Source organism: Streptomyces sp. WAC00040 (assembly GCF_056835925.1).
In genome coordinates this window covers 2,535,803-2,555,209 of sequence record NZ_JAKQZE010000001.1, presented here as the reverse complement: position 1 = coordinate 2,555,209, position 19,407 = coordinate 2,535,803, and the positions used below count along the sequence as shown (strand labels likewise).

The following is a 19,407-nucleotide window of genomic DNA, read 5'->3' as shown; positions in this document are numbered from 1 at the left end:
CCCGGAGCGGCCTGCGCGCTTGCTTCTCAAGGCAACACCGGCGAGCGGTTTCACCCTTTAGGAGGTCGGACCAATCCGCCGGGCGGGGGCTGCCGAATGGAGGCTGTGAGCAGCTTCCGCAGCAAACTCGTCCGCGCCGCGCCGGGCGCGCCGGCCGGACTCCTGGCCGCCTTCACGGCCCTGGCCGTGGCCGAGCTGGTCGCCGGACTGGTCCGGCCCGCAGCCGGGCCCGTGACCGTGGTGGGCGGCGCGGTGATCGACCGGACGCCTGCCGCGGTGAAGGACTTCGCGATCCGCACGTTCGGAGAGAACGACAAGGCCGCCCTGCAAGTGGGGATCCTCGCGATCCTCGCCCTCATCGCTGTCGGTCTGGGCATCCTCGCCCTTGTCCATCGGCGTGCCGGTGCTGCGGGGGTTCTGCTGTTCGGGGTCGTCGGCGCCGCGGCGGCCCTCAGCCGCCCCGACTCCACCGGCACCGGTGACGCACTGCCCTCGATGGCGGGAGCGGTCGCGGGAGCCCTCGCCCTGTACGTGCTGGCGTCCAAAGCCGCACCCGTCCCTGCCCCGGCCGGTGCGGACGACCGGAGAGCCACCGGGAGGTGGAGCAGACGCGGGTTCCTCACCGCGGCCGGTGTGACCGCCGTCGCGGCGACCTCGGCCGGCGCACTGGGCCGGTACTTCACCGGTCGGCAAGGCCAGGGCGCCATCGCCTCCCGGGAGAACCTGGTCCTGCCCGAGCCTGCCTCGCCGGCCCCCGCGGTCCCCGCCGGCGTCCGGTTGAAAGTTCCGGGCATCACGGCCTTCACCACCCCCAACTCCGACTTCTACCGCGTCGACACGGCCCTGACCGTGCCCAAGGTCGACGCCGGCACCTGGCGGCTGCGCATCCACGGCAAAGGGGTCACCCGGCCGCGCGCCTACACCCTCGACCAGCTCCTCGCCCGCCCCCTGATCGAACGTGACATCACCCTCACCTGCGTCTCGAACGAGGTCGGCGGCCCCTATATCGGCAACTCCCGCTGGCTCGGCATCCCTCTCGCCGACCTCCTGGAGGAAGCCGGCGTCCGGCCGCCGTCGAAGGGCGGGCGGGCGGATCAGCTGGTGGCCCGCTCCGTGGACGGCATGACGCTCGGCTCCCCGGTGGAGGACGTGATGGACGGCCGCGACGCCATCCTGGCGGTCGGCATGAACGGCGAGCCGCTGCCCTTCGACCACGGCTTCCCCGTCCGCATGCTCGTGCCCGGCCTCTACGGCTACGTCTCGGCATGCAAGTGGGTCGAGGACATCGAGCTCACCACCTTCGACGCGTACGACCCCTACTGGGTGAAGCGGAAGTGGGCCCGCAGGGCGCCCATCAAGACCCAGTCCCGCATCGACACCCCCAAACCCTTCGCCCGCCCGGCGGCGGGCATCGTCACCATCGCCGGGGTCGCCTGGGCCCAGCGCCGTGGCATAACCCGCGTCGAGGTACGGGTCGACGACGGGCCCTGGCAGGAAGCCGACCTCGCCGCGCAGGACACGGTCGACACGTGGCGCCAGTGGTCCTACCGCTGGAAGGCCGCCCCCGGCGGCCACACGATCACCGTCCGCGCCACCGACCGCACCGGTCAGGTGCAGACCGAGCAGCGCACACGCACCGTCCCCGACGGGGCGAGCGGCTGGCAGAGCGTCTTCGTCACCGTCTCCTAGACCACCGGACCAGGCCGGCAGGCCGGCCCGGGCAGCACAACCCACCGCTGAAAACCTCTACAAACAGACCCACCAGGAGTGCAAGATCATGAACAGCATGAAGATCCGCCGTACCGCGATCGCCGTCGCCGCGGCCGCCCTGCTGCCCCTCTCCCTGGCCGCGTGCTCCGACTCCGGCGGCGACGCCAAGGCCGCCCCCAGTGCGGCCGCCGAGGACGCTGCCAAGACCGACGAGAGCACCCCGGCGGGCGACCCCATGACCGGCGATCAGCCCTTCGGCCCCGCCTGCGCCGGCGTGCCCAAGGAAGGCGCGGGCTCCTTCGACGGCATGGCCAAGGACCCGGTCGCCACTGCCGCGTCGAACAACCCGGCCCTGTCCACCCTGGTGACCGCGGTGAAGCAGGCCGGCCTGGTGGACACCCTGAACAACGCGAAGGACATCACGGTCTTCGCCCCGACGAACGACGCCTTCGCCAAGATCCCGAAGGCCGACCTCGACAAGGTCCTCGCCGACAAGGCGACCCTGACGAAGATCCTCACGTACCACGTGGTCGGGCAGAAGCTCACCCCCCAGCAGCTGGAGAACGGCAGCTTCGAGACCCTCCAGAAGGGCATGGTCACCACCAGCGGTTCCGGTGAGGCCTACAAGGTCAACGACACCGCCAACGTGGTCTGCGGCAACGTCAAGACCGCCAACGCCGACGTCTACATCATCGACACCGTCCTCATGCCGAAGTAAGGACTTCGCACGAGGTCCGCAACCCCCGTTGGCCCTGCATCCCGTCCTCCTCAAAAGGGCCCAGGGCCACCGGCTCGACCACGGCTTCCAGCAGCAGGACCGTCGGCCCGGGCGCAGCACGGTGCTGCGCCCCGGCCGACCACGGCGGGCTGTGTCTGCTTCTGGCTGATGGGCAGAGCCAGGTCGTCCAGCACCGGAGCGATCTGCTCCGGGCGGGCCCTCGCCCCGCCCGAACCGAGCCGGAAAGCGTGCACGAACCAGTTGCCCGACCTCTACGGGATCGCCGACCTCGAGAGCAGCTTCACCGCGCTCGATCATCTAATCGGCCGCCCGTGGCGATTCGCTCTCAAACGTGCAGAGGTGGGCGTCCTGCCAGCAGGACGCCCACCTCTTTCACACCTCAGCCACAGACCTCAGGAACGGAACCCTGATGTCTCGTCCCAAGGGATTCCATGCCATTCCGTCAGGGCGTAAGCCATGAGGCGGTCATTGAACACAGGATCCGTCACCCCACTGAGAATAGTGGTCAACATCAGATCCTTGCCACGGATGGCATCTTCTCCCAATACGGAACGTGCTTCCTCGAGGAAGATGTCGAGAATCTCACCCCCGACGCTCACTTGGACGTACTGCTCGAGGACCGGTTCGGCAGGGCGGGAAATGCGGACCGTGCTACTCGCCCAGCCATCTCCCTCCTTCACCTCACCGCTGGAGACATCCGCATCCTCGTCGCGTAGGTGAGCCAGAAGAACGTTCAGCGCCTCCAGTGGAGATCGCCCTCCCGACTCCCCGAGGGCGCCGCACTCGAAAGCCATTCTTCCCTCCTCCGCACATCAGTCGTCAAAAACATAGTTGATGACGATCCCGAACCTTTTCTCGAGGTACCTGTCCTTCAACGCCTGAATGGGCTTCTTCCCTGCGTTCCCGGACTTGGTCTCGATGTAGTGACTGACGTTACCGCTTCCGTCCAACAGCCCGATGTCGTACTTGCGGTCACCCCAGGGAGTGGGGAACGTCAGGCGATCCGGATGCGTCGCGTCGGTGATGACGCTCAGCCCACGCTGACGGAAGGAGTCTGCGACGTGGTCGCGGTAGGCATCGCCGACCAACTGGTTGAGCTGCGCCTGAGAAATGCCCAGAAGGCGACACAGCTCCTTGTCGTCGTTGTGGACGAGTACCGTCGTATCGCCTGCGAGGACGAAGTACGTGTGCTGGCCCTCGACGGTGAGATTATGGACACGCTGGGTCCGCTGGGACTCGTCGATCGCGGTGATCTGGGCCCAGGCGCCGGTGGAGGTCTGGAGCCGCATTCCGGGCTCGAGGTCCTCGGCATTCACCCACTTGCCGAAGTCCGGCAGCCAGAAGGGGTGCTCGTCCGTGGCCGTGATGGTCGCCGGCTTGGCTTCTCCCTTCGTGCCGTCGGGGTCGACGGTGAGGGTGATCAGGTGCTTCAGTCCGTCACCGGTGATGGTGTCGGTGACCTTGCGGGCCTGGAGTTCGCCGGTCTCCGGGTCGGAGGCCAGGACGTACTCGCCTTCCTTGACGTCCTCGATGGCCTTGGTGGACCCGTTGCCCATGAGCACCTTGGTGCCGGGAATGAAGCTGTTCTTCTTCTTCGCCTTCGGGCACTGACAGTCGCACTTCTGTTTGCCCTTGGGCGTGGACTCCTTCTTGTGCTTGGGCTTGGACTTGGGCTTTGCCTTCGTCTCGTCCTGCGGCTTCTTGTGCTTCGGCTTGGCATTGGGCGCCTTGTTGCCGCCCTTGATCGCGTCTGCGGCCTTCGCGCCCTTCTTCGCGTACTTGGCCGCCGTCGCCGCCGCGCCCACGCCGGGGATCGCCGCAGCCATCGACAGCGCCGCGTCCTCGTAGTTGCCCTCCGCCGCGTACCAGATGCCGTTCGCGACATCCGCGACCTCGCCGATCACCGGCACCATGCCCGCCACGTCCAGGGCCGCGTGGCCCACGTCCGAGAGCGAGATGTCGATGCCGAAGAGGTGGCCGTCGAGCTCCACGAAGGAGATCGGGTTGCCGCCGGCGAACGCGTAGCGGTTGCCGGTGTACGGGTCGGTGGCCAGGGACATGTCGTCCAAGGCGCCGCCGTACATGTCACGGGTCAGGAAGCGGTTCAGGCCCGGGCTGTAGTTGCGGAAGCCCATGTCGTACGTGCCCGAACCGGTGTCGTGCCGGTGCGCGTTGTACCGGTACTCGTTGTACGACTCCTTGTCCGGGTTCGCCGCGTCCGGTTTGTCCGCGCCGGTGAACTTCGACTCGTCGTCCGAGCCGTAGGCCGTGTAGCCGTATGTCGCCCGTGTGTTGCCGTCCTCCTTCGTGATCGCCTCGACGTCACCCTTCGGGTGGTAGAGGTACTGGGAGTACTCGTGCGGACCGGTGTCCTTGTGCTTGATCTGAGTCAGCTTCTGGCCCCACGGGCTGTACTGGTAGGACGTGGTCGCCTTGCCGGCAACCTCCTCCCTCAGCACCTTGGACTCCATGCCCAGGTAGGTGAAGACGGTGGTCTTCCCGCCCGTCCCGGACGTGGTCTCCTGCGCCGTGCGGTCGAACGCGTCGTACACGTACGTCGTGGACTTCGCGGCCGCGCCCGTACCCGCCGTGTGCTTGGCGATCCGGTCGAAACCGTCGTAGGTGTACTTGTCCTGCGTCGATCCGTTGGACGAGATCGTGTCCAGGCGGCCCAGCGGGTCGTAGTTGTACGTGGCCGCGACACCGCCCATCGTCATCTTCAGCAGACGGTTGCGGTCGTACGTCGAGGTTGACGTGACCCCGGCGGTCGTCTGCTCGACGATGTTGGAATTGCCGTCGTACTTGTACGTCTCCGTACCCGCACCGTCACCGGTCTTGGTGACCGTCTTGATGCGGTCCTGCGGGTCGTAGGCGAACGTCGACACGGTGTCCAGGTAGTCCGCCGCGTTGTCGGCGTTCATGACCTTGGACGTGTCCTTGGAGCGGTTCCCGTTCGGGTCGTACTCCAGGTCGTGCGAGGCGACGACGGTGCCGGTGCTCTTCTTCTCCACCTGCGACTTGACCGCGCCGTTGAGCCAGTACGCGTAGTCGACGGTGTTCCCGTTCGGCTTCGTCTGCTTCAGCGGCTGACCGCGGTCGGTATAGGTGAAGGTGCTGATCTGCTGGTTGCCCGCCGTCGGCGTGTCCGCGTTCGTGATCTTGTTGATCATGTCGCGGACGTCGTACTCGGCCTTCGACCACGTCACGTCGTGCGTGGTCTCGACCGGGTTGCCGTTGACGTCGTACGCCAGCGAGGTCGTGTTCTTGACCGTGCTGCCCAGCTTCTCCTCGACCTTCGAGAGCTGGTTGAGCTCGTCGTAGGTCATCGCGTACGCGTCGGCCTTCGCGCCCGGCGAGAGGTCCTTGACCTCGGCCAGCAGACCGTTGACGTCGTACCGGTAGGTGAAGTCCTTCTTCTCGTTGTCGGTTTCGCCCGTGTTGGAGCGGACGAGCTTCAGACCGTCGGCGACGACCGTGCCGTCGGCCAGGTCGGACAGCGTGACCTTCTGAGTGCCGGACTCCGTGAAGGAGTACGAGCCCAGCGAGACCCACTCACCGGACCGTGTGGTCTGGTTGACGGGCTTGGTGACCTCACCCGACGCGTGGGTGATCTTGAATGGTGCGTTGGTTGCCGCACCGGTCACGTCACCGTGCCGGACGAAGACCTCGTACGTGCCGTCCTGCGGGATGTTGAGCTGCCAGGTGAACGAGTCGGCGCCGGTGCCCTTGGGATGGGTGCGGACGTCGTAGCCCCACTGGCCCATGGCCTGGGAGGCGTTCCAGCTGCCCTGCGTCGCCGTGTTGTTGACGTCGGTGGAGTCGACGACCACGACATGGTTGCCGACCGGGATGCCGTCGTCGGAGCGGGCCTTCTGGTTGCCCGAGGGGTAGAAGTCCCACGTCATCGTCCGCTGCGACGAGCCGCCGGCCGAGGTCAGCGTGTTCTTCGTCTGCTGGCCGAGCGCGTTGTAGTCGTACGACGTGGTGATCTCGAACGGGTCCTTCGCGGACTTCGTCCACCCGTTGTCGTAGTAGGTGTACTGGGTGTCGTTGCGGACCGTCTGCCCCTGCGACGGCGGCGCCGAGACACGCTCCAGCTGGCCCACCGAGTCGTAGAAGAAGAAGGTCTTGTCCGGGGTGCCGTAGTCGGCGTCACCGGCGTCGAACGGGCGGAGCTGCTCCTTGACCCGATTCAGCTCGTCGTAGACCGTCTCGGAGGTGAAGTCGGTCGCGTCGTCCGTGGTCGCGACGCCGCGCGGGCTGATCTCCTTCGTCCGGTTGCCTACCTCGTCGTACTCGAAGCGGGTCGTCCGGTAGGTGATGACACCGGAGCCGTCCTTCGAGTACGGGACCTTGACCTCCTTGACCAGGCCGCGCCGGTCGAAGATGGTCTCGCTCGTGTTGCCCTCGGCGTCCGTCGCCTTCGGCGAGCGTCCGTCGAGGTCGTACTCGACCGTCGTGAACTTGCCGGCCGCGTCCGTCGTCTTCGTGACCCGGTGGTTCAGGTCGTAGGTGTACTTGGTGGTGAAGTCGGCGGTGTCCGCGGTCGCGTTCTTCTTCGGATCGATGACCGTGACCACGTTGCCGACGTTGTCGTACTCGCTGGAGACCTTGTCGCCCTTGGCGTTGACCACCGAGACGGGCTGGTAGATCTCGTCGTACGTGTAGGTCGTGGTGTAGTCGCCGACCGTGGCCGTCAGGTTGCCCTTGGGCTCGGTGACGGTCTTGACGTTGCCGACCTTGTCGTACGTCGTGGTCGTGCGCCGCTCGGGATCCGTCGTGAGGTCCTTCGGCGCGAGCGAGTCGGTGACCTGGTCGGCCGCGTCGTACACCGAGGAGGACTCGGCGCCACTCGGCGTGAAGACCTTCACCATGTTGTTGTTGGCGTCGTACTCAGGCGCCGGTGTGGTGATATAGACGCCTGCCGCCTGGTCCTTCGGCTGCTTCTGCTCCAGCGGGCGGCCGAAGTAGTCGTAGGACTGGGTGACCTTGGCGCCCTTGGCGTTGATGACCTCCTTGGTGTTGCCACGCTCGTCGTAGACGAAGTTCGTGGAGTTGTTCAGCGCGTCCGTGATCTTCGTCGGGTAGCCGTGCGGGCCGAAGCCGAAGTACGTGGTGGCGTGGCCGTTCGCGTCGGTCTGCTTGGTGGGCTGACCGTACGCGTCGTACTCGGTGGTGGCGGTGTAGTCACCGGCCGTCGCGGAGGCGACGCCCTCGGGGTCCGTCACCGACGTCTGGTTGCCGAACTGGTCGTAGCCGAACTCCCAGATGTTGCCGAGCGGCGAGGTCTTGCGCCACAGGTCGGCGGAGTAGCCGTCGACCCGCGTCGTGTACTCGAACTTCGTCGCGTTGACCGGGTAGGAAGCCGGGTTGCAGTAGTCCGTGGGGTTGAACTGCGTCCAGGACTTGGTGACTTCCGCGTCCCACATCCGCAGCGGGTAGCCCGTCTTCGGGTCGTAGCAGGACGCGGTCTTGGCGCCGTTGGCCTGCTCCATGTAGACGACGTTGTTGTCCGCGTCCCAGCTCAGCTTGTTGGTCTGGGCCTTGGCGTTCGTCATCTGCACGGGGCGGCCGAAGTCGTCCAGGACGTGATCGGTCGCGCGCAGTTCGGCGTCGGTGACCTTGGTGTCGGTGAACTTGGTGTTCAGGACATTGGGCTTGTACGCGAAGTTCGTGGCGAAGTTCCGGCGATCAGTGATCGTCTTGGTCCACCAGTGGTACTTCGGGTCGTCGCCCACCTGCGGCGCGTAGTACGCGAGGGAGGTCGCGTTGCCCCGCGGGTCGGTCGCCTTCACCAGCTTGACGTTCTTGTTGCCCTGCGTCGCGTCGTAGGTCAACTTGAAGACCTTCGGCTGCGTCGAGAGCTCACCGTCGATGATCTGGCCGAGCAGACCCTTGTCGGTGTAGTAGAAGGTGATCTTGCGGCCCGAGATGTCCGTCATGGACTTCACGTGGTCGTAGATCTTGGAGTTGGTCAGATTGGTACCGCTGACCTTCGCGCCCGTGGCGTCGATGTACTGGTAGGACGCGTCGCCCTTCTTGTAGTACTCGACGGTGAGCGACTGCCGGCCGGCCGGGTCCGTGATGTAGGTCAGGAACTTGGTCGGCTTGTTGTTGGACCTGCGCTCCTCGTACGTGAACGTCTGCGTGTTGCCGTCGTTGTCGACAGCCGACGTCATGTAGCCGTCGCAGCCGAAGAGGAACCGGGTGCCGTCAGGGCGCGTGAGCGTCCAGGCGTCCGGGACCGGGTCCGCGGTCGGCTTGCAGTCCAGGCCCGACTTCTTCGTCAGCTTGAAGTGGACGCCCGCGGGGGCCTTCCACACGCTGTTGACGCTGTCCCAGCGGAAGACGTGCGTGGTGCCGTCACCGTCGGGGAGCCGGACCTCGGTGGGGTTGGGGTTCGGGTGGAAGTCCAGCGGCGCGCCGAGGCGCGTCGGACCGGAGACCTGGGCCGACCAGCCGTGGCCGAGGACGGTGTCCGAGGTGTCCAGGCTGTTGTAGGCCAGGCGCGCGAAGGTGTTGAGGCCGCGACCGGGATTGTTGATGGCGTTGTACTGCCACACACCGTTGCCGGATGCGAGGTTGTTCATGAAGGTCGACCCGGCGCCGGTGTTCTTGCCGGCGTACGAGTAGAACTTCTCCAGGCCCAGCGTGTTCGACGTCGGGTCCTCGACCGCGACGTTCTGCTTCAGCGGCGGGATGCCGCCTGTGCCGGCGGAGAGCCAGGTGCCGTCGGCGATCTTGCGGACGTCCCAGCCGAGCACGTACTCGTTGCGCTTGTTACCGGAGTCGGAGTTGATCGGTGTGGCGACCTTGGCCTGGATCGTGGCCGACTTGCCCGGCAGCAGGGCCGGGATCGCCGTCTTGAGCTGGTTGCCGCCGGTGGTCACGTCCGTGCCGTCGGGGAGCTTCCAGGTGTAGGAGAGCTCGCGCTCACCCGCGGCCCACGCCGAGGACGTGGTGTTGGTGACCGTGAACTCCACCGTGTAGGTGGTGTTCGGCGTCATCCGCGCCGGGGTGGTGGGCGCGTAGTACGTGTCCTCCGTGGTGGAGTCGACGTAGATCACGCGCAGCAGCGGGCGCAGCTGGGGGTCGGGCGCGGCGGCGGACAGGAAGATGGAGCGTTCCTGCGGGCCTGCCGTCGTCTCGTCCTTCAGCTTGATCAGGGTGCCCTTGTTGCTGGTGGGCGTCTTGACCCAGCTCTGGGTGAGGGACGTGGCGTCCCACCAGTGACGGCCGAGGTCGGTGTTGAAGGCGGGAACGTAGTCGGAGACCACCGAGGAGTGGTCACCGCCCGCCGTGGTCCACGCGGTGGTGGAGTTGGCGTTGTTCCAGGTGGCCTGGGTCTCGGTGAAGTCCCGGGTCAGTCCGTGGAGGTTGTACTGGGCCTTGGTCGTGGTGTCACGCGAGGTGAGCGTGGACCACAGGAAGACCCGGCTCTCGAGCACCGTCGCGGTGGTCGGGATCGTGGTGGTGGGCCACTTGATCACCGAACGGGTCTTGCCGTAGGTGCCCGAGTTGTTGCCCACCGTCAGCCAGTGCTGGCCGACCGTGCCCTGCTCGATGGTGTTCAGGTTGGTCGTCGGCTTCAGCGAGGACAGCGTGGTGTCGGTGACACCGGCGCCGGCCTGGATGAGCCGCATGGTGCGGCCGGCCTTGGGGACGCCCACGACTCGGGTCGGGGAGCCCAGCACCTGGCCGTCGGCCGTCTTGACCGCGATCTGGTAGTAGTACGACTTGCCGATCTCCGCGCTGCTGGAGTCCGGGGTCGGGACCGCGGTGGTGTCCGTGTAGGTGGTCGCCGTCTTGGCGATCGGGGCGACGAGCGTCGCGGCCGAAGGCGTGAACACCTGCTGCGTGGAGCGGTGCAGCTGGTACTCGGCGATGTCCAGGCCGGTGTCGCCGGTGGTGTTCTTGTACGCCGCCCAGGACAGCTCGGGACCGGTGCCGTGCACGACGGTCGGCGAGTTCAGCGAGGTGCCGACCTTGCCGAAGGTGACCGTCAGACGCGGGATGGTGGACGTCTCGCCGCCGTAGTCGTAGTCCCCGGCCTCGTACTGCGGACCGCCGAGCGGCGCGGTGGAGGACTCGTCGACGGCCTTGATCACGAAGCCGTAGTTGGGTGAGGTGCCCGAGACCCACTTCTGGACGGTGTCGCCGACCCGGAAGTTGTGCCACTGGTTGTACTCGCCGATGTCCTTGCGGATCTGCGCCGGGTTGACCAGCCGGACGCCGTCGGCGATGGTCCGCTTGGTGGAGTCACCGGTGTCGCCGAGGGCGATCTTGCCGGTGTTGCCCTTGGCGAAGTCGATCTGCGCGGTGCCCAGCTGGCGCCAGCCGGTGGTACCGGTGGCCTGGTTCACCGTGAAGTTCGCCGTCGGCTCGGACGAAGTCACCGTGTACGGGGCGGCCGTCGCACCGTCCGTCTGCACGGGGGTGTGGACCTCGACCTTGTAGTCGGCGGCCTCGGGGACCATCGGCTGCCAGGTGTACGACTCACCGGTCGCGGTGTTCTTGTTGTACGCGTAGTCGCTCGCGTAGCCGGTGCCGCTGACCCGCGGCCACTCACCGACCGCGGCCGTACCCGTGTCACCGTCGTCCATCACGACGCTGGTCGCGGACTGCTCGCCCAGGAACGTGCTGGTCTTCTCCCACGTCGCCGTGGTCTCGTCCCAGGCACCGGTCGCCCGACGGACCTCCACGTCGACGTTGGTCGAACCGGAGGTGTGGACCTGGTCGAAGTACATCGACAGCTGCGCGGTGTCGATCTTCGAACCTGTGGGGATCTCGTCCAGCGGGAACTTGATCAGCGACCGGGCGATGCCCGTGCTGCTGGTCTTGCCCGCCGACATGTCCCACGTGCTGTTGAAGTTCGTCGTCGGCGCGTCCGAGCGGACCATGACGTCCTGCGACTCGGTCGGCGACGGCGCGATCGTGATCGTCGGGTCGATCACCACCGGGTACTGCCGCTCCGGCGCCGCCAGCCACTTCGCATCCGGCGTGACGGTCAGCCGCCACTGCTCGCCGTGCCGGGACAGCTCCTGCGACACCTTCGCGCTGTAGGACGTGCCGTACGGGGACGCCTTGTCCTTCTTGGCGTCCGTCATGAACGCCGGAGGGATCACCAGCACCGGGTTGGCCGGGTCCTCGCCGAACAGGGCGATCGAACCGTCGCCCCGCTCCTTCGGCTCCAGCTCGCCGGCGTCCAGCGTGAAGACGAACTTCACCGGTGCCTTCGGCGCCTCGGCGAGGGTGATGTTCTCCTTCACCCGGCCCGCACCCACCTGGTACGACACATCCGCACCGGACGCCAGGCCCTTGTAGGTGACCGTGTCGGCCTTCACGGACGGCGCGACACCCTTGGCCGCGCCTTCCAGACCGAGCACGACCGCCTGACCGGATTCCGTCTCGAAGCGCACCAGCTTCGACGCGTCCGAACCGAACCAGCTACGCCCGGTGTTCGTCGTGTTCGCGAAGTCGAAACCCTTCGCGTCCGAGGCACGCACCGTCGTGTCGATCGGCTTCCACGACGAGCCCGACCGGTACGACACGGGCTTCGCCGACAGCTCGGCCTCCACCCGCCCGTCCGACATCTGCCAGAACCGCGCCTGCGGTGTGCGCCGCTCCGTCAGCTCCTTGACCCGCTGCGCGGGCGGCAGCTTCTCGCCCTTCGGCAGCTTCTGACGGCTCGGTATCTCGAGCTTGCCGCCGACCGGAGGCTTCGCTTCCTTCGTGTCCTCGTCGTCGGAGAACCAGCCCGCGATGGTGTCGACGACGCCCTTGTCGTCGTCATTGCCGGGCGGGGACTGCGGGGCCGCATAAGCGACCTGCGGCAATAGCGTTCCCGCCACCGCCGCGACCACCAGACAGGAGAGATGTCTCCTGTATGGAACTTTCACGTCAATACCTTTCGGTGCGACGGGCCGGATTCCCCGCGCGGAAGGCATTTCCGCACACGGAAAAACGGCACGCCGAGTAAGCCCCACCGGAGGTTTCCGATGCAGCCTGAATCCGTGCCGCTCTTCTGCGCGCGAGCAGGCATCTGGCCAGCTCACGAGCGCGGCAGGGGATTATTGATCATCGAAGTGACGCCACGTCAAGCGCACGGACATTCAGGGCAATGCACGGGCGCACCAGTCGCTTCGCCCCTTTTGACCGGTCGCTCGCGCTGCGTACCGTCCGTGGTGTATAACCGCCCGGTTCGACGCCAACCGATTCAGCCGACTACCCGAAAGCCGAGCCCCGCTCATGTCATCCAAGGAATCCACGGAAAGCGCAGAGCCGGAGGGAAAGGCCGACGAGACGCCGGTCATGGAAACCGCTGAAGCGGAGACGACCGGCGCGGAAATGGCTCACGCGGAAGCGAATGCGGAGCGAACGCCGGACACCGGGGCGGTGGACGAGAGCCCGAAGCAGGGCGCCGGCGGCGGCCGGGCCGGAGTGGCGATCGCAGCCGTCCTGCTGCTCGCCTGCGGTGGCCTCGTCGGCTACGGCATTCTCGACACCGAGGAGAAGCCGAAGCCCCCGGCCGTGCCGACCGCCGCGGTGACGTACGAGGTCACGGGCGAGGGCCCGGTCGAGATCTCGTACCTCGCCCGCAGCGAGGACGGCACGGCGACCGTCGTCCGGGATGCCGAGCTTCCGTGGAAGAAGACCGTCCAGGTGCCCCTGGGTAAGCCGCCGACCATCGCCATCGTCCTCGGCGAGAATGGCGGCCAGGCGTCCTGCACGCTCGCGATCCGCGGCAATCACGTCCAACGCGCCACGGCCATGGGCGAGTTCGGCCGAGCCACCTGCGCGGGCGAATTGCCCGCCGCCGACAACTGACCATCGCGCACACGATGCGCGTACGAGGTTTACGAGGATGGGCATGAATCCGAGAGGGACCCGCGCGCGGCGGGCGAGAAGAGCACCGCGCACCGTCTGGCTGGCAGCCGGGGCAGTGGTCCTGGCCGGCACGGGGGTGACGGCCGTCGCCGTCACCGGCGGCTCCGAGAACACCGGCGGCGACGACAACTCCCGCCCCGTGAAGGCCCACACGCTGGCGCTTGACGGCAAGGACCCGAAGAAGCGCGAACTCGGCCGTACGGAGACGCAGTTGTTCTCCCTGGTGGGCGTTTCCTGGGAGGACGGCCTCGACGATTTCGAGGGCACGGCCCAGATACGCACACGCGCCGCGGACGGCGGAGCCTGGTCCGAGTGGCGTGATCTCGAATTCGATGTCCGGGCACCGGAGACCGGTGAGGGCAGCGCGTCCGGCGTACGCGGCGCCTCCGAACCGTTGTGGGTCGGCGCCTCGGACGCCGTCGAGGCGCGGGTCGTGGCCGGCGGCGAGGAGACCGCGGTCCCCGACGCACTGCGGCTCGACATGATCGACCCTGGCGTGGCGGGCAAGGACGCCACGCAGACCGTCAAGCCGGGGCGCGGCGTGGTGCAGCCGCAGCGGACCACCACCCGCAAGCCGACGCCGACGCCCTCGACCACTCCCGCCACCACCGAGCCAGCCACACCCGCCGCGACCCCGACCGACGGTTCCGGCGACACAAGCTCCCCGCCGCCCTCACCGAGCCTCGAGCCGACCCCGAGCTCACCGCCGGAGTCCAGCGACCCGTCGCTGCCCGGGCCGAGCACGGACCCGACCACCGCCGAGCCCGGCGACTCGTCGCCGCCGGCGCCGTCCTTTGAACCGTCGCCCCCTCCTCCGTCCCCGAGCGAGGACCCGGCCGTGCCGACGGCGAGCACGGAACCGACGCCCCCGCCGGCCGGCTCTCCCGAACCGTCGCCCACACAGACCTCCGTGGAGCCGAGCAGCGACCCGGAGCCCGGCACCAGCCCGAGTACCACCGCCACGACACCAGCCGTGCCACCGATCGTCAGCCGCGCGGCCTGGGGCGCCGACGAGTCGCTCGTCGCCGACCCTCCCTCGTACCTGAGCAAGGTCGACGCGGTCTTCGTCCACCACACCGCCGGCACGAACAACTACGACTGCGCCGAGTCGCCCGCCATCATCCGCGCGATCCTCACGTACCACGTGAAGACGAACGGCTGGAACGACATCGGCTACAACTTCTTCGTCGACAAGTGCGGAACGGTCTTCGAGGGCCGCGCGGGCGGCGTGGACAAGCCGGTGCGCGGAGCGCACACCTACGGCTTCAACGGCTACTCGTCCGGCGTCTCGCTCCTCGGCGACTACGAGAACGGCGGTACGCCGACCCCCGCGGCCAAGCAGGCCATCGCCGACATCGCCGCGTGGAAGCTCGGCCTGCACGGAGTCGACCCCGAGGCAAAGGTGACGCTCACCGCGGCCGGCGACACGGGCGTCTACAAGAACGGCGAGCAGGCCACGCTCAACACCGTCTCCGGACATCGCGACGGCTTCGCCACGCTCTGCCCGGGCGCCACGCTCTACTCGGCGCTGCCGGAGATCCGCCGCACGGCAGGTGCGTCGGTGTACGCGCCCTGATTCGATCGCCAGGTCGGCCGCTTCCCGCCCTCGGGGTGGGGGCGGCCGTTCCGCGCGCCCGGCCCCCGCCGGACGTGCCGCGCCGTCGCGCCGCCTCAGCCGGTGACGCGCGCCCGGCGCGAGACCGCCGCGCGGAGGATGCGGCGCCCTTCCGTCGACACCTCGAGCGCGTGGCGCAGGCCGTTGCCGCCGGGCGGCTCCGCGAGGATCTCCAGCACTTGGGCCTGGCGCCGCAACTCCCCCTCCACCAGGGGTCCCACACCGTCCGGCTCACCCTCGCCCTTGCGGCAGCGCTCGATGACCTCGGCCGGGCAGTCGCCCATGTCGAAACGCCGGTGCACCTCGAGGGCGGTGACGGAGCAGCCGTCGGCCCACTCGCGCAGGGACGTCACGGCCCAGTCGGAGGGGGCCGCGCCCAGCATCCCCCTCACGAGGGCGGCGTCTTCGTCTCCCGGCGGCATGACCTCCATGGCCTGCCGCGCCGCAGCCAGCGCGTCGGCCCACTCCTCCTCGCCGCCGGCGAGCCCCGCCCACAGCGGGCGCAGCGTGTCGTCCTCCACCGCGAGCAGCGGCAGGCAGCGGTCGAGGCACGCGAGCCCGGTCGCGGCCAGGACACGCTCATCCGCCTGTGCGATGAGTACCGTCAGGCTCTTGGAGGTCATGCGGGACGCCTTCCGTCGCGGACGCAGTACTAGCCCTTGTACTTGTCCCTACTGCGTCTGTTGGCGCGATTACGTCACTCCGTGGCCAGAACGTTACCGTCGGCTCGATCCGTACGGACACATCCGCATCACTCCTCTGTTACTTTCCCTCCACAGGAACAGGGCCCGCCCGCACGGCTGTTGGCCCGGCCTCGCGGACCGCGGTGTGAGCCCGCACGCCCCCGGGCGGACTCACACCGCGACTGTCCGCCCCGTCCCGTTCGATGGCTTGGTGTGCTGCATGTGCGTCAGTCTGCGGACGAAGAGGACGGCGAGCACCGCGGCAGCGATCTGCAGAGCGCTCGTCCGCGCGACGGCCGCCGTCCAGCAGTCCGCGCCGGTCAGCCCAGCTTCTGCGCCAGCGACTCGAAGGACTCCCAGCTCCGCGAGGGCTGCCGCGGGTCCCACAGCTTCTGGGCCGTCGCCTGGAGCGGGCGGCGGATGCCGGCCGCGACCTGGTCCTGCGTCTGGGAGTCGGCCAGGTCGCACCAGACCGCGAAGCGGCCGCCCAGGATCTGGTCCGAGTACTTCTCCGGTACCGGCTCCGTGCCGCGCAGCACCAACGGCGTCCACTGCTCGTAGATGCGGCGGCCCGTCGGGTAGGTGAACTGGTTGGGCTCACCGAGCACGTAGTAGAGGAACTCGTCGTTGAGGTTCACCACGCGGCGCCCCTCCGCCAGGTACTCCTGCGGCGGGCGTGCCCCGATCTCCTTGCCCGTCCAGTACTCGACCTCGATGCCCTTGTCGGCGGTGACCACGCCCCCACTGAAGAAGCCGTCGTTCCACGCCTTGGGGATCTTCTTCGCCTCGCGTACTACCGCGGCGCGGTCGTTCAGCCAGCCTTCCGCGAGGTCCTGGATGGTGGCGCCGTCGCCGTACTTCTGGCGGGCGGCCTGCGCGAGCTGCGGGTAGGAGGCCTGCGGGTTGCTCACCGTGAGGGCCTGGTACTCGTCGGCGCCGACGTGGAACCACGCCCCGGGGAAGAGCGCCGTGTACTCACGCAGCAGGTCGTCGACGATGCGGGCCGATTCGGGCTTCGAAATGTCGATGGCGCCCTGCCGAGGCACGCCCTGCGTGTTGCGCAGCTGAAGCTCGGGGTGCGCCCGCAGCACGGCGCCCAGGTGTCCCGGGGAGTCGATCTCGCCGACGACGGTGATGTGGAGACGCTGGGCGAGCGCCAGGATCCGGCGGACCTCGTCCTTGGTGAGGTGCTGCTCGGAGACCACCTCGGGGTGCGAGTCGGACTCGATGCGGAAGGCCTGGTCGTCGGAGAAGTGCAACCCGAGCTGGTTGAGCTTGAGGTCGGCCATCTCACGCAGCCGGTCCTCGATCCACCCGGCGCTGAAGTACTTGCGCGCGATGTCGAGGTTAAGTCCGCGCTGGGGGCGGTCGGGCCGGTCGCGTACGACGCCCTCGGGCATCGAGCCGCCGGAGCGCACCGACTGCTTCAGGGTCCGGGTGCCGTAGAAGACCCCGGCCTCGTCCGGCCCGGTTATCCGGACCTTTCCGCCGCTGGTGGTCAGCGTGTACGACTCGGCGGCGCCGTTCCCGGCGAGTGCCAGTTCCACGTCGCCCGGCCCGGCGGCGACGGCGCCCCGGTAGGTGAGCCTCAGCTCCTGGGCGAGCAGCCGGCCCTCGTCGGAGAGCTCCTCACTGCCCTTCGCGACGACGACCCCGCTGTCCGCGGTCCTGCTCCAGCCGGGACCGCGGGCGGCCTGGTGGCTCCGTACGGAGGGGATCGTGGCCGGTGCTTCGGAGAGCGCGTAGCTGCGCGTGGGGCTGGGCGTCGGGCTGGGGGCGGCGGCCCCGGATGTCGTCCCGGCCCGGTCGGGCGCGCTGCCGGACTCACCGGCGCCGTCGTCGGAACAGCCGGCGAGCGTCATCGAGAAGACGGCGGCCGAGGCTGCCGACACACCGGCGAGCCGGATCCTGTGAGAGAGCCACATCGTTCTGATACCTCCCATAAGTGGCGAAACCGCGCAGAAGCTCCCCCTCCTGTGTCCATTACTTATGGCCAAACTCTCCCGTCCGGGTGAAATTCGCGCATCCGTCGGACACCTTGGCGTCCACATCGATAGCGTTACGACACACCCTTCTCTCCCTTCCCTGCCGCCCCGCTGTCCCGTTCGAGGAGTCCCCGCTGTCCAGCGATTCCCACGCCGGCCTCCCGAAGCGACCGCCGACACTCCACCACACACGGGGCGCGGGCGCCCCTTCCGCCATACCGTCCCAGCCTCGCGCGGAGCCGGGACTCCGGCACTTCAACAGCGCCCCGGCCGACGAGGCGGAAGCGATCGTCCTCGCCTGCTGCGGCAGCCACCGATGGGCCCGGCGCGTGGTCGCGCACCGCCCCTACCCCGACCTCGAGTCCCTCCTCGCCGCCTGCGACGAGGCCGGATACGACCTCACGCCCGCCGATGTGCACGAGGCCCTGGCCGGCGAGTCGTCCACCGGGCTGCCGCCGAGCGCCCCGCAGGCCGCCCACACCGCGCTCGCCGCCGCGCACGCCGCCTACGAGAGCCGATTCGGACACGCGTTCGTCATCTGCCTCGACGGATACCTGCCCGACGAGTACCTCGATCAAGTACTGGCCGGTATCCGGAGCAGACTGTCCCACGAACCGGACGAGGAGCGCGCCATCTCCGCGGAGGAACTGCGCGCCCTGACCCGCTCCCGACTGGTACATGCAGTGGCCAACCACCCGGAAAGCGACGTCGCGGAAGCCTCGGAGGAGTCCGTCGCTTAGTCCGTACGAGGCTGTTTGATTGCCTGTTTGATCACACCGGTGGCCCCCGGGCGAACGAACCGACAACACGTCGCTACGATGGCCGGGGCCGGTGGACCGTACCCGGCCGGGCCAGACCGACACCCACAAGCCGGCATGGCCCCAATCCCCGCTCCCGGAGGGTTCTTCCGTGCCGGCTGGAACGCTGTACCGCGGCCGGGAAGGAATGTGGTCCTGGGTGGCTCATCGAGTCACCGGCGTCCTCATCTTCTTCTTCCTGTTCGTACACGTGCTGGACACCGCTCTCGTCCGCGTCTCCCCCGAGGCGTACGACGAGGTTGTCGCCACCTACAAGACGCCGATCGTCGCGCTTCTCGAATACGGCCTGGTCGCCGCGATTCTCTTCCACGCGCTCAACGGCCTGCGCGTCATCGCCGTGGACTTCTGGTCCAAGGGCCCGCGCTACCAGAAGCAGATGCTCTGGTCCGTCATGGCCATCTGGTTCGTGCTGATGGTGGGCGCCCTTTACCCCGTGCTCGGCCACGCCGTCCGCGAAGTCTTCGGGAGCTGAGGCCAGAAATGTCCGCTGACACCACTTCCGCCGTCGGTCCCGTCGAGGGTGACGCACCTCTGCGCCATTTCGATTCGGACAACCCGGCCCCGCTCATCGAGCCGCCCCGCAAGCGCACCAAGAAGACCCCGCGCTCGACCCGCGGCAACTTCGAGATGGCCGCATGGCTGTTCATGCGCCTGTCCGGTGTCGTCCTCGTCGTCCTGGTCATCGGCCACCTGCTGATCCAGCTGGTCCTCGACGGCGGCGTCTCCAAGATCGGCTTCGCCTTCGTGGCCGGCCGCTGGGCGTCCCCGTTCTGGCAGACCTGGGACCTGCTGATGCTGTGGCTTGCCATGCTGCACGGCGCCAACGGCCTCCGCACCGTCATCAACGACTACGCGGAGCGTCCGAACACGCGCCTGTGGCTCAAGGGCCTGCTGTACACCGCCACGGTGTTCACCATCCTTCTGGGCACGCTGGTGATCTTCACCTTCGACCCGAACATCCGCTAGGCAC

11 protein-coding genes are annotated in these 19,407 nt (G+C 68.1%); 7 read left to right on the top strand and 4 right to left on the bottom strand.

Annotated features, from left to right (window positions below):
- The first annotated feature begins 96 nt into the window (after nucleotides 1-96).
- Together MDN94_RS11740 and MDN94_RS11735 are read left to right on the top strand one after the other, a co-directional pair.
- Nucleotides 97-1,689 (top strand): molybdopterin-dependent oxidoreductase, encoded by a 1,593-nt coding sequence (locus MDN94_RS11740; RefSeq protein WP_482725756.1) that lies wholly within the window; start codon nucleotides 97-99, stop codon nucleotides 1,687-1,689.
- A gap of 88 nt (nucleotides 1,690-1,777) precedes the next feature.
- Nucleotides 1,778-2,428, top strand: a complete 651-nt coding sequence (locus tag MDN94_RS11735) for a fasciclin domain-containing protein (protein WP_482725755.1) — start codon at nucleotides 1,778-1,780, stop codon at nucleotides 2,426-2,428.
- 413 nt (nucleotides 2,429-2,841) lie between these two features.
- On the opposite strand, the gene MDN94_RS11730 is transcribed toward MDN94_RS11735, so the two are convergent.
- A complete protein-coding gene (locus tag MDN94_RS11730) occupies nucleotides 2,842-3,243 on the bottom strand; it encodes a hypothetical protein (RefSeq protein WP_482725754.1) in 402 nt (133 codons plus the stop codon).
- Between the two features lie 18 nt (nucleotides 3,244-3,261).
- Nucleotides 3,262-12,396, bottom strand: a complete 9,135-nt coding sequence (locus MDN94_RS11725; protein WP_482725753.1) for a golvesin C-terminal-like domain-containing protein — start codon at nucleotides 12,394-12,396, stop codon at nucleotides 3,262-3,264.
- Between the two features lie 364 nt (nucleotides 12,397-12,760).
- Between MDN94_RS11725 and MDN94_RS11720 the strand changes: the two genes are divergently transcribed.
- The gene (locus MDN94_RS11720) at nucleotides 12,761-13,276 is read left to right on the top strand and encodes a hypothetical protein (protein WP_482725752.1); all 516 of its coding nucleotides are present in this window, start codon (nucleotides 12,761-12,763) and stop codon (nucleotides 13,274-13,276) included.
- Nucleotides 13,277-13,319: 43 nt separating this feature from the next.
- On the top strand, nucleotides 13,320-14,912 hold the full coding sequence (locus tag MDN94_RS11715; protein WP_482725751.1) for a peptidoglycan recognition protein family protein: 1,593 nt from the start codon (nucleotides 13,320-13,322) through the stop codon (nucleotides 14,910-14,912).
- A 95-nt stretch (nucleotides 14,913-15,007) separates the two neighbouring features.
- Here the strand turns inward: MDN94_RS11715 and MDN94_RS11710 are convergent, their stop codons facing one another.
- Together MDN94_RS11710 and MDN94_RS11705 are read right to left on the bottom strand one after the other, a co-directional pair.
- Nucleotides 15,008-15,574, bottom strand: coding sequence for a hypothetical protein (locus MDN94_RS11710; protein ID WP_482725750.1), 567 nt, complete (start codon nucleotides 15,572-15,574; stop codon nucleotides 15,008-15,010).
- A 380-nt stretch (nucleotides 15,575-15,954) separates the two neighbouring features.
- Nucleotides 15,955-17,559, bottom strand: coding sequence for a beta-N-acetylhexosaminidase (locus MDN94_RS11705; protein ID WP_482725749.1), 1,605 nt, complete (start codon nucleotides 17,557-17,559; stop codon nucleotides 15,955-15,957).
- A 194-nt stretch (nucleotides 17,560-17,753) separates the two neighbouring features.
- On the opposite strand from MDN94_RS11705, the gene MDN94_RS11700 reads away from it, so the two are divergent.
- The 3 genes from MDN94_RS11700 to MDN94_RS11690 all read left to right on the top strand — a co-directional run bounded on the left by MDN94_RS11700 (nucleotide 17,754) and on the right by MDN94_RS11690 (nucleotide 19,403).
- Nucleotides 17,754-18,359: a 2-oxo-4-hydroxy-4-carboxy-5-ureidoimidazoline decarboxylase gene (locus tag MDN94_RS11700; RefSeq protein ID WP_482727058.1), complete on the top strand. Its 606-nt coding sequence runs from the start codon at nucleotides 17,754-17,756 to the stop codon at nucleotides 18,357-18,359.
- 169 nt (nucleotides 18,360-18,528) lie between these two features.
- The gene (gene sdhC, locus MDN94_RS11695) at nucleotides 18,529-18,909 is read left to right on the top strand and encodes a succinate dehydrogenase, cytochrome b556 subunit (RefSeq protein ID WP_005313117.1); all 381 of its coding nucleotides are present in this window, start codon (nucleotides 18,529-18,531) and stop codon (nucleotides 18,907-18,909) included.
- An 8-nt stretch (nucleotides 18,910-18,917) separates the two neighbouring features.
- Nucleotides 18,918-19,403: a succinate dehydrogenase hydrophobic membrane anchor subunit gene (locus MDN94_RS11690; protein WP_453457103.1), complete on the top strand. Its 486-nt coding sequence runs from the start codon at nucleotides 18,918-18,920 to the stop codon at nucleotides 19,401-19,403.
- Nucleotides 19,404-19,407: the final 4 nt, after the last annotated feature.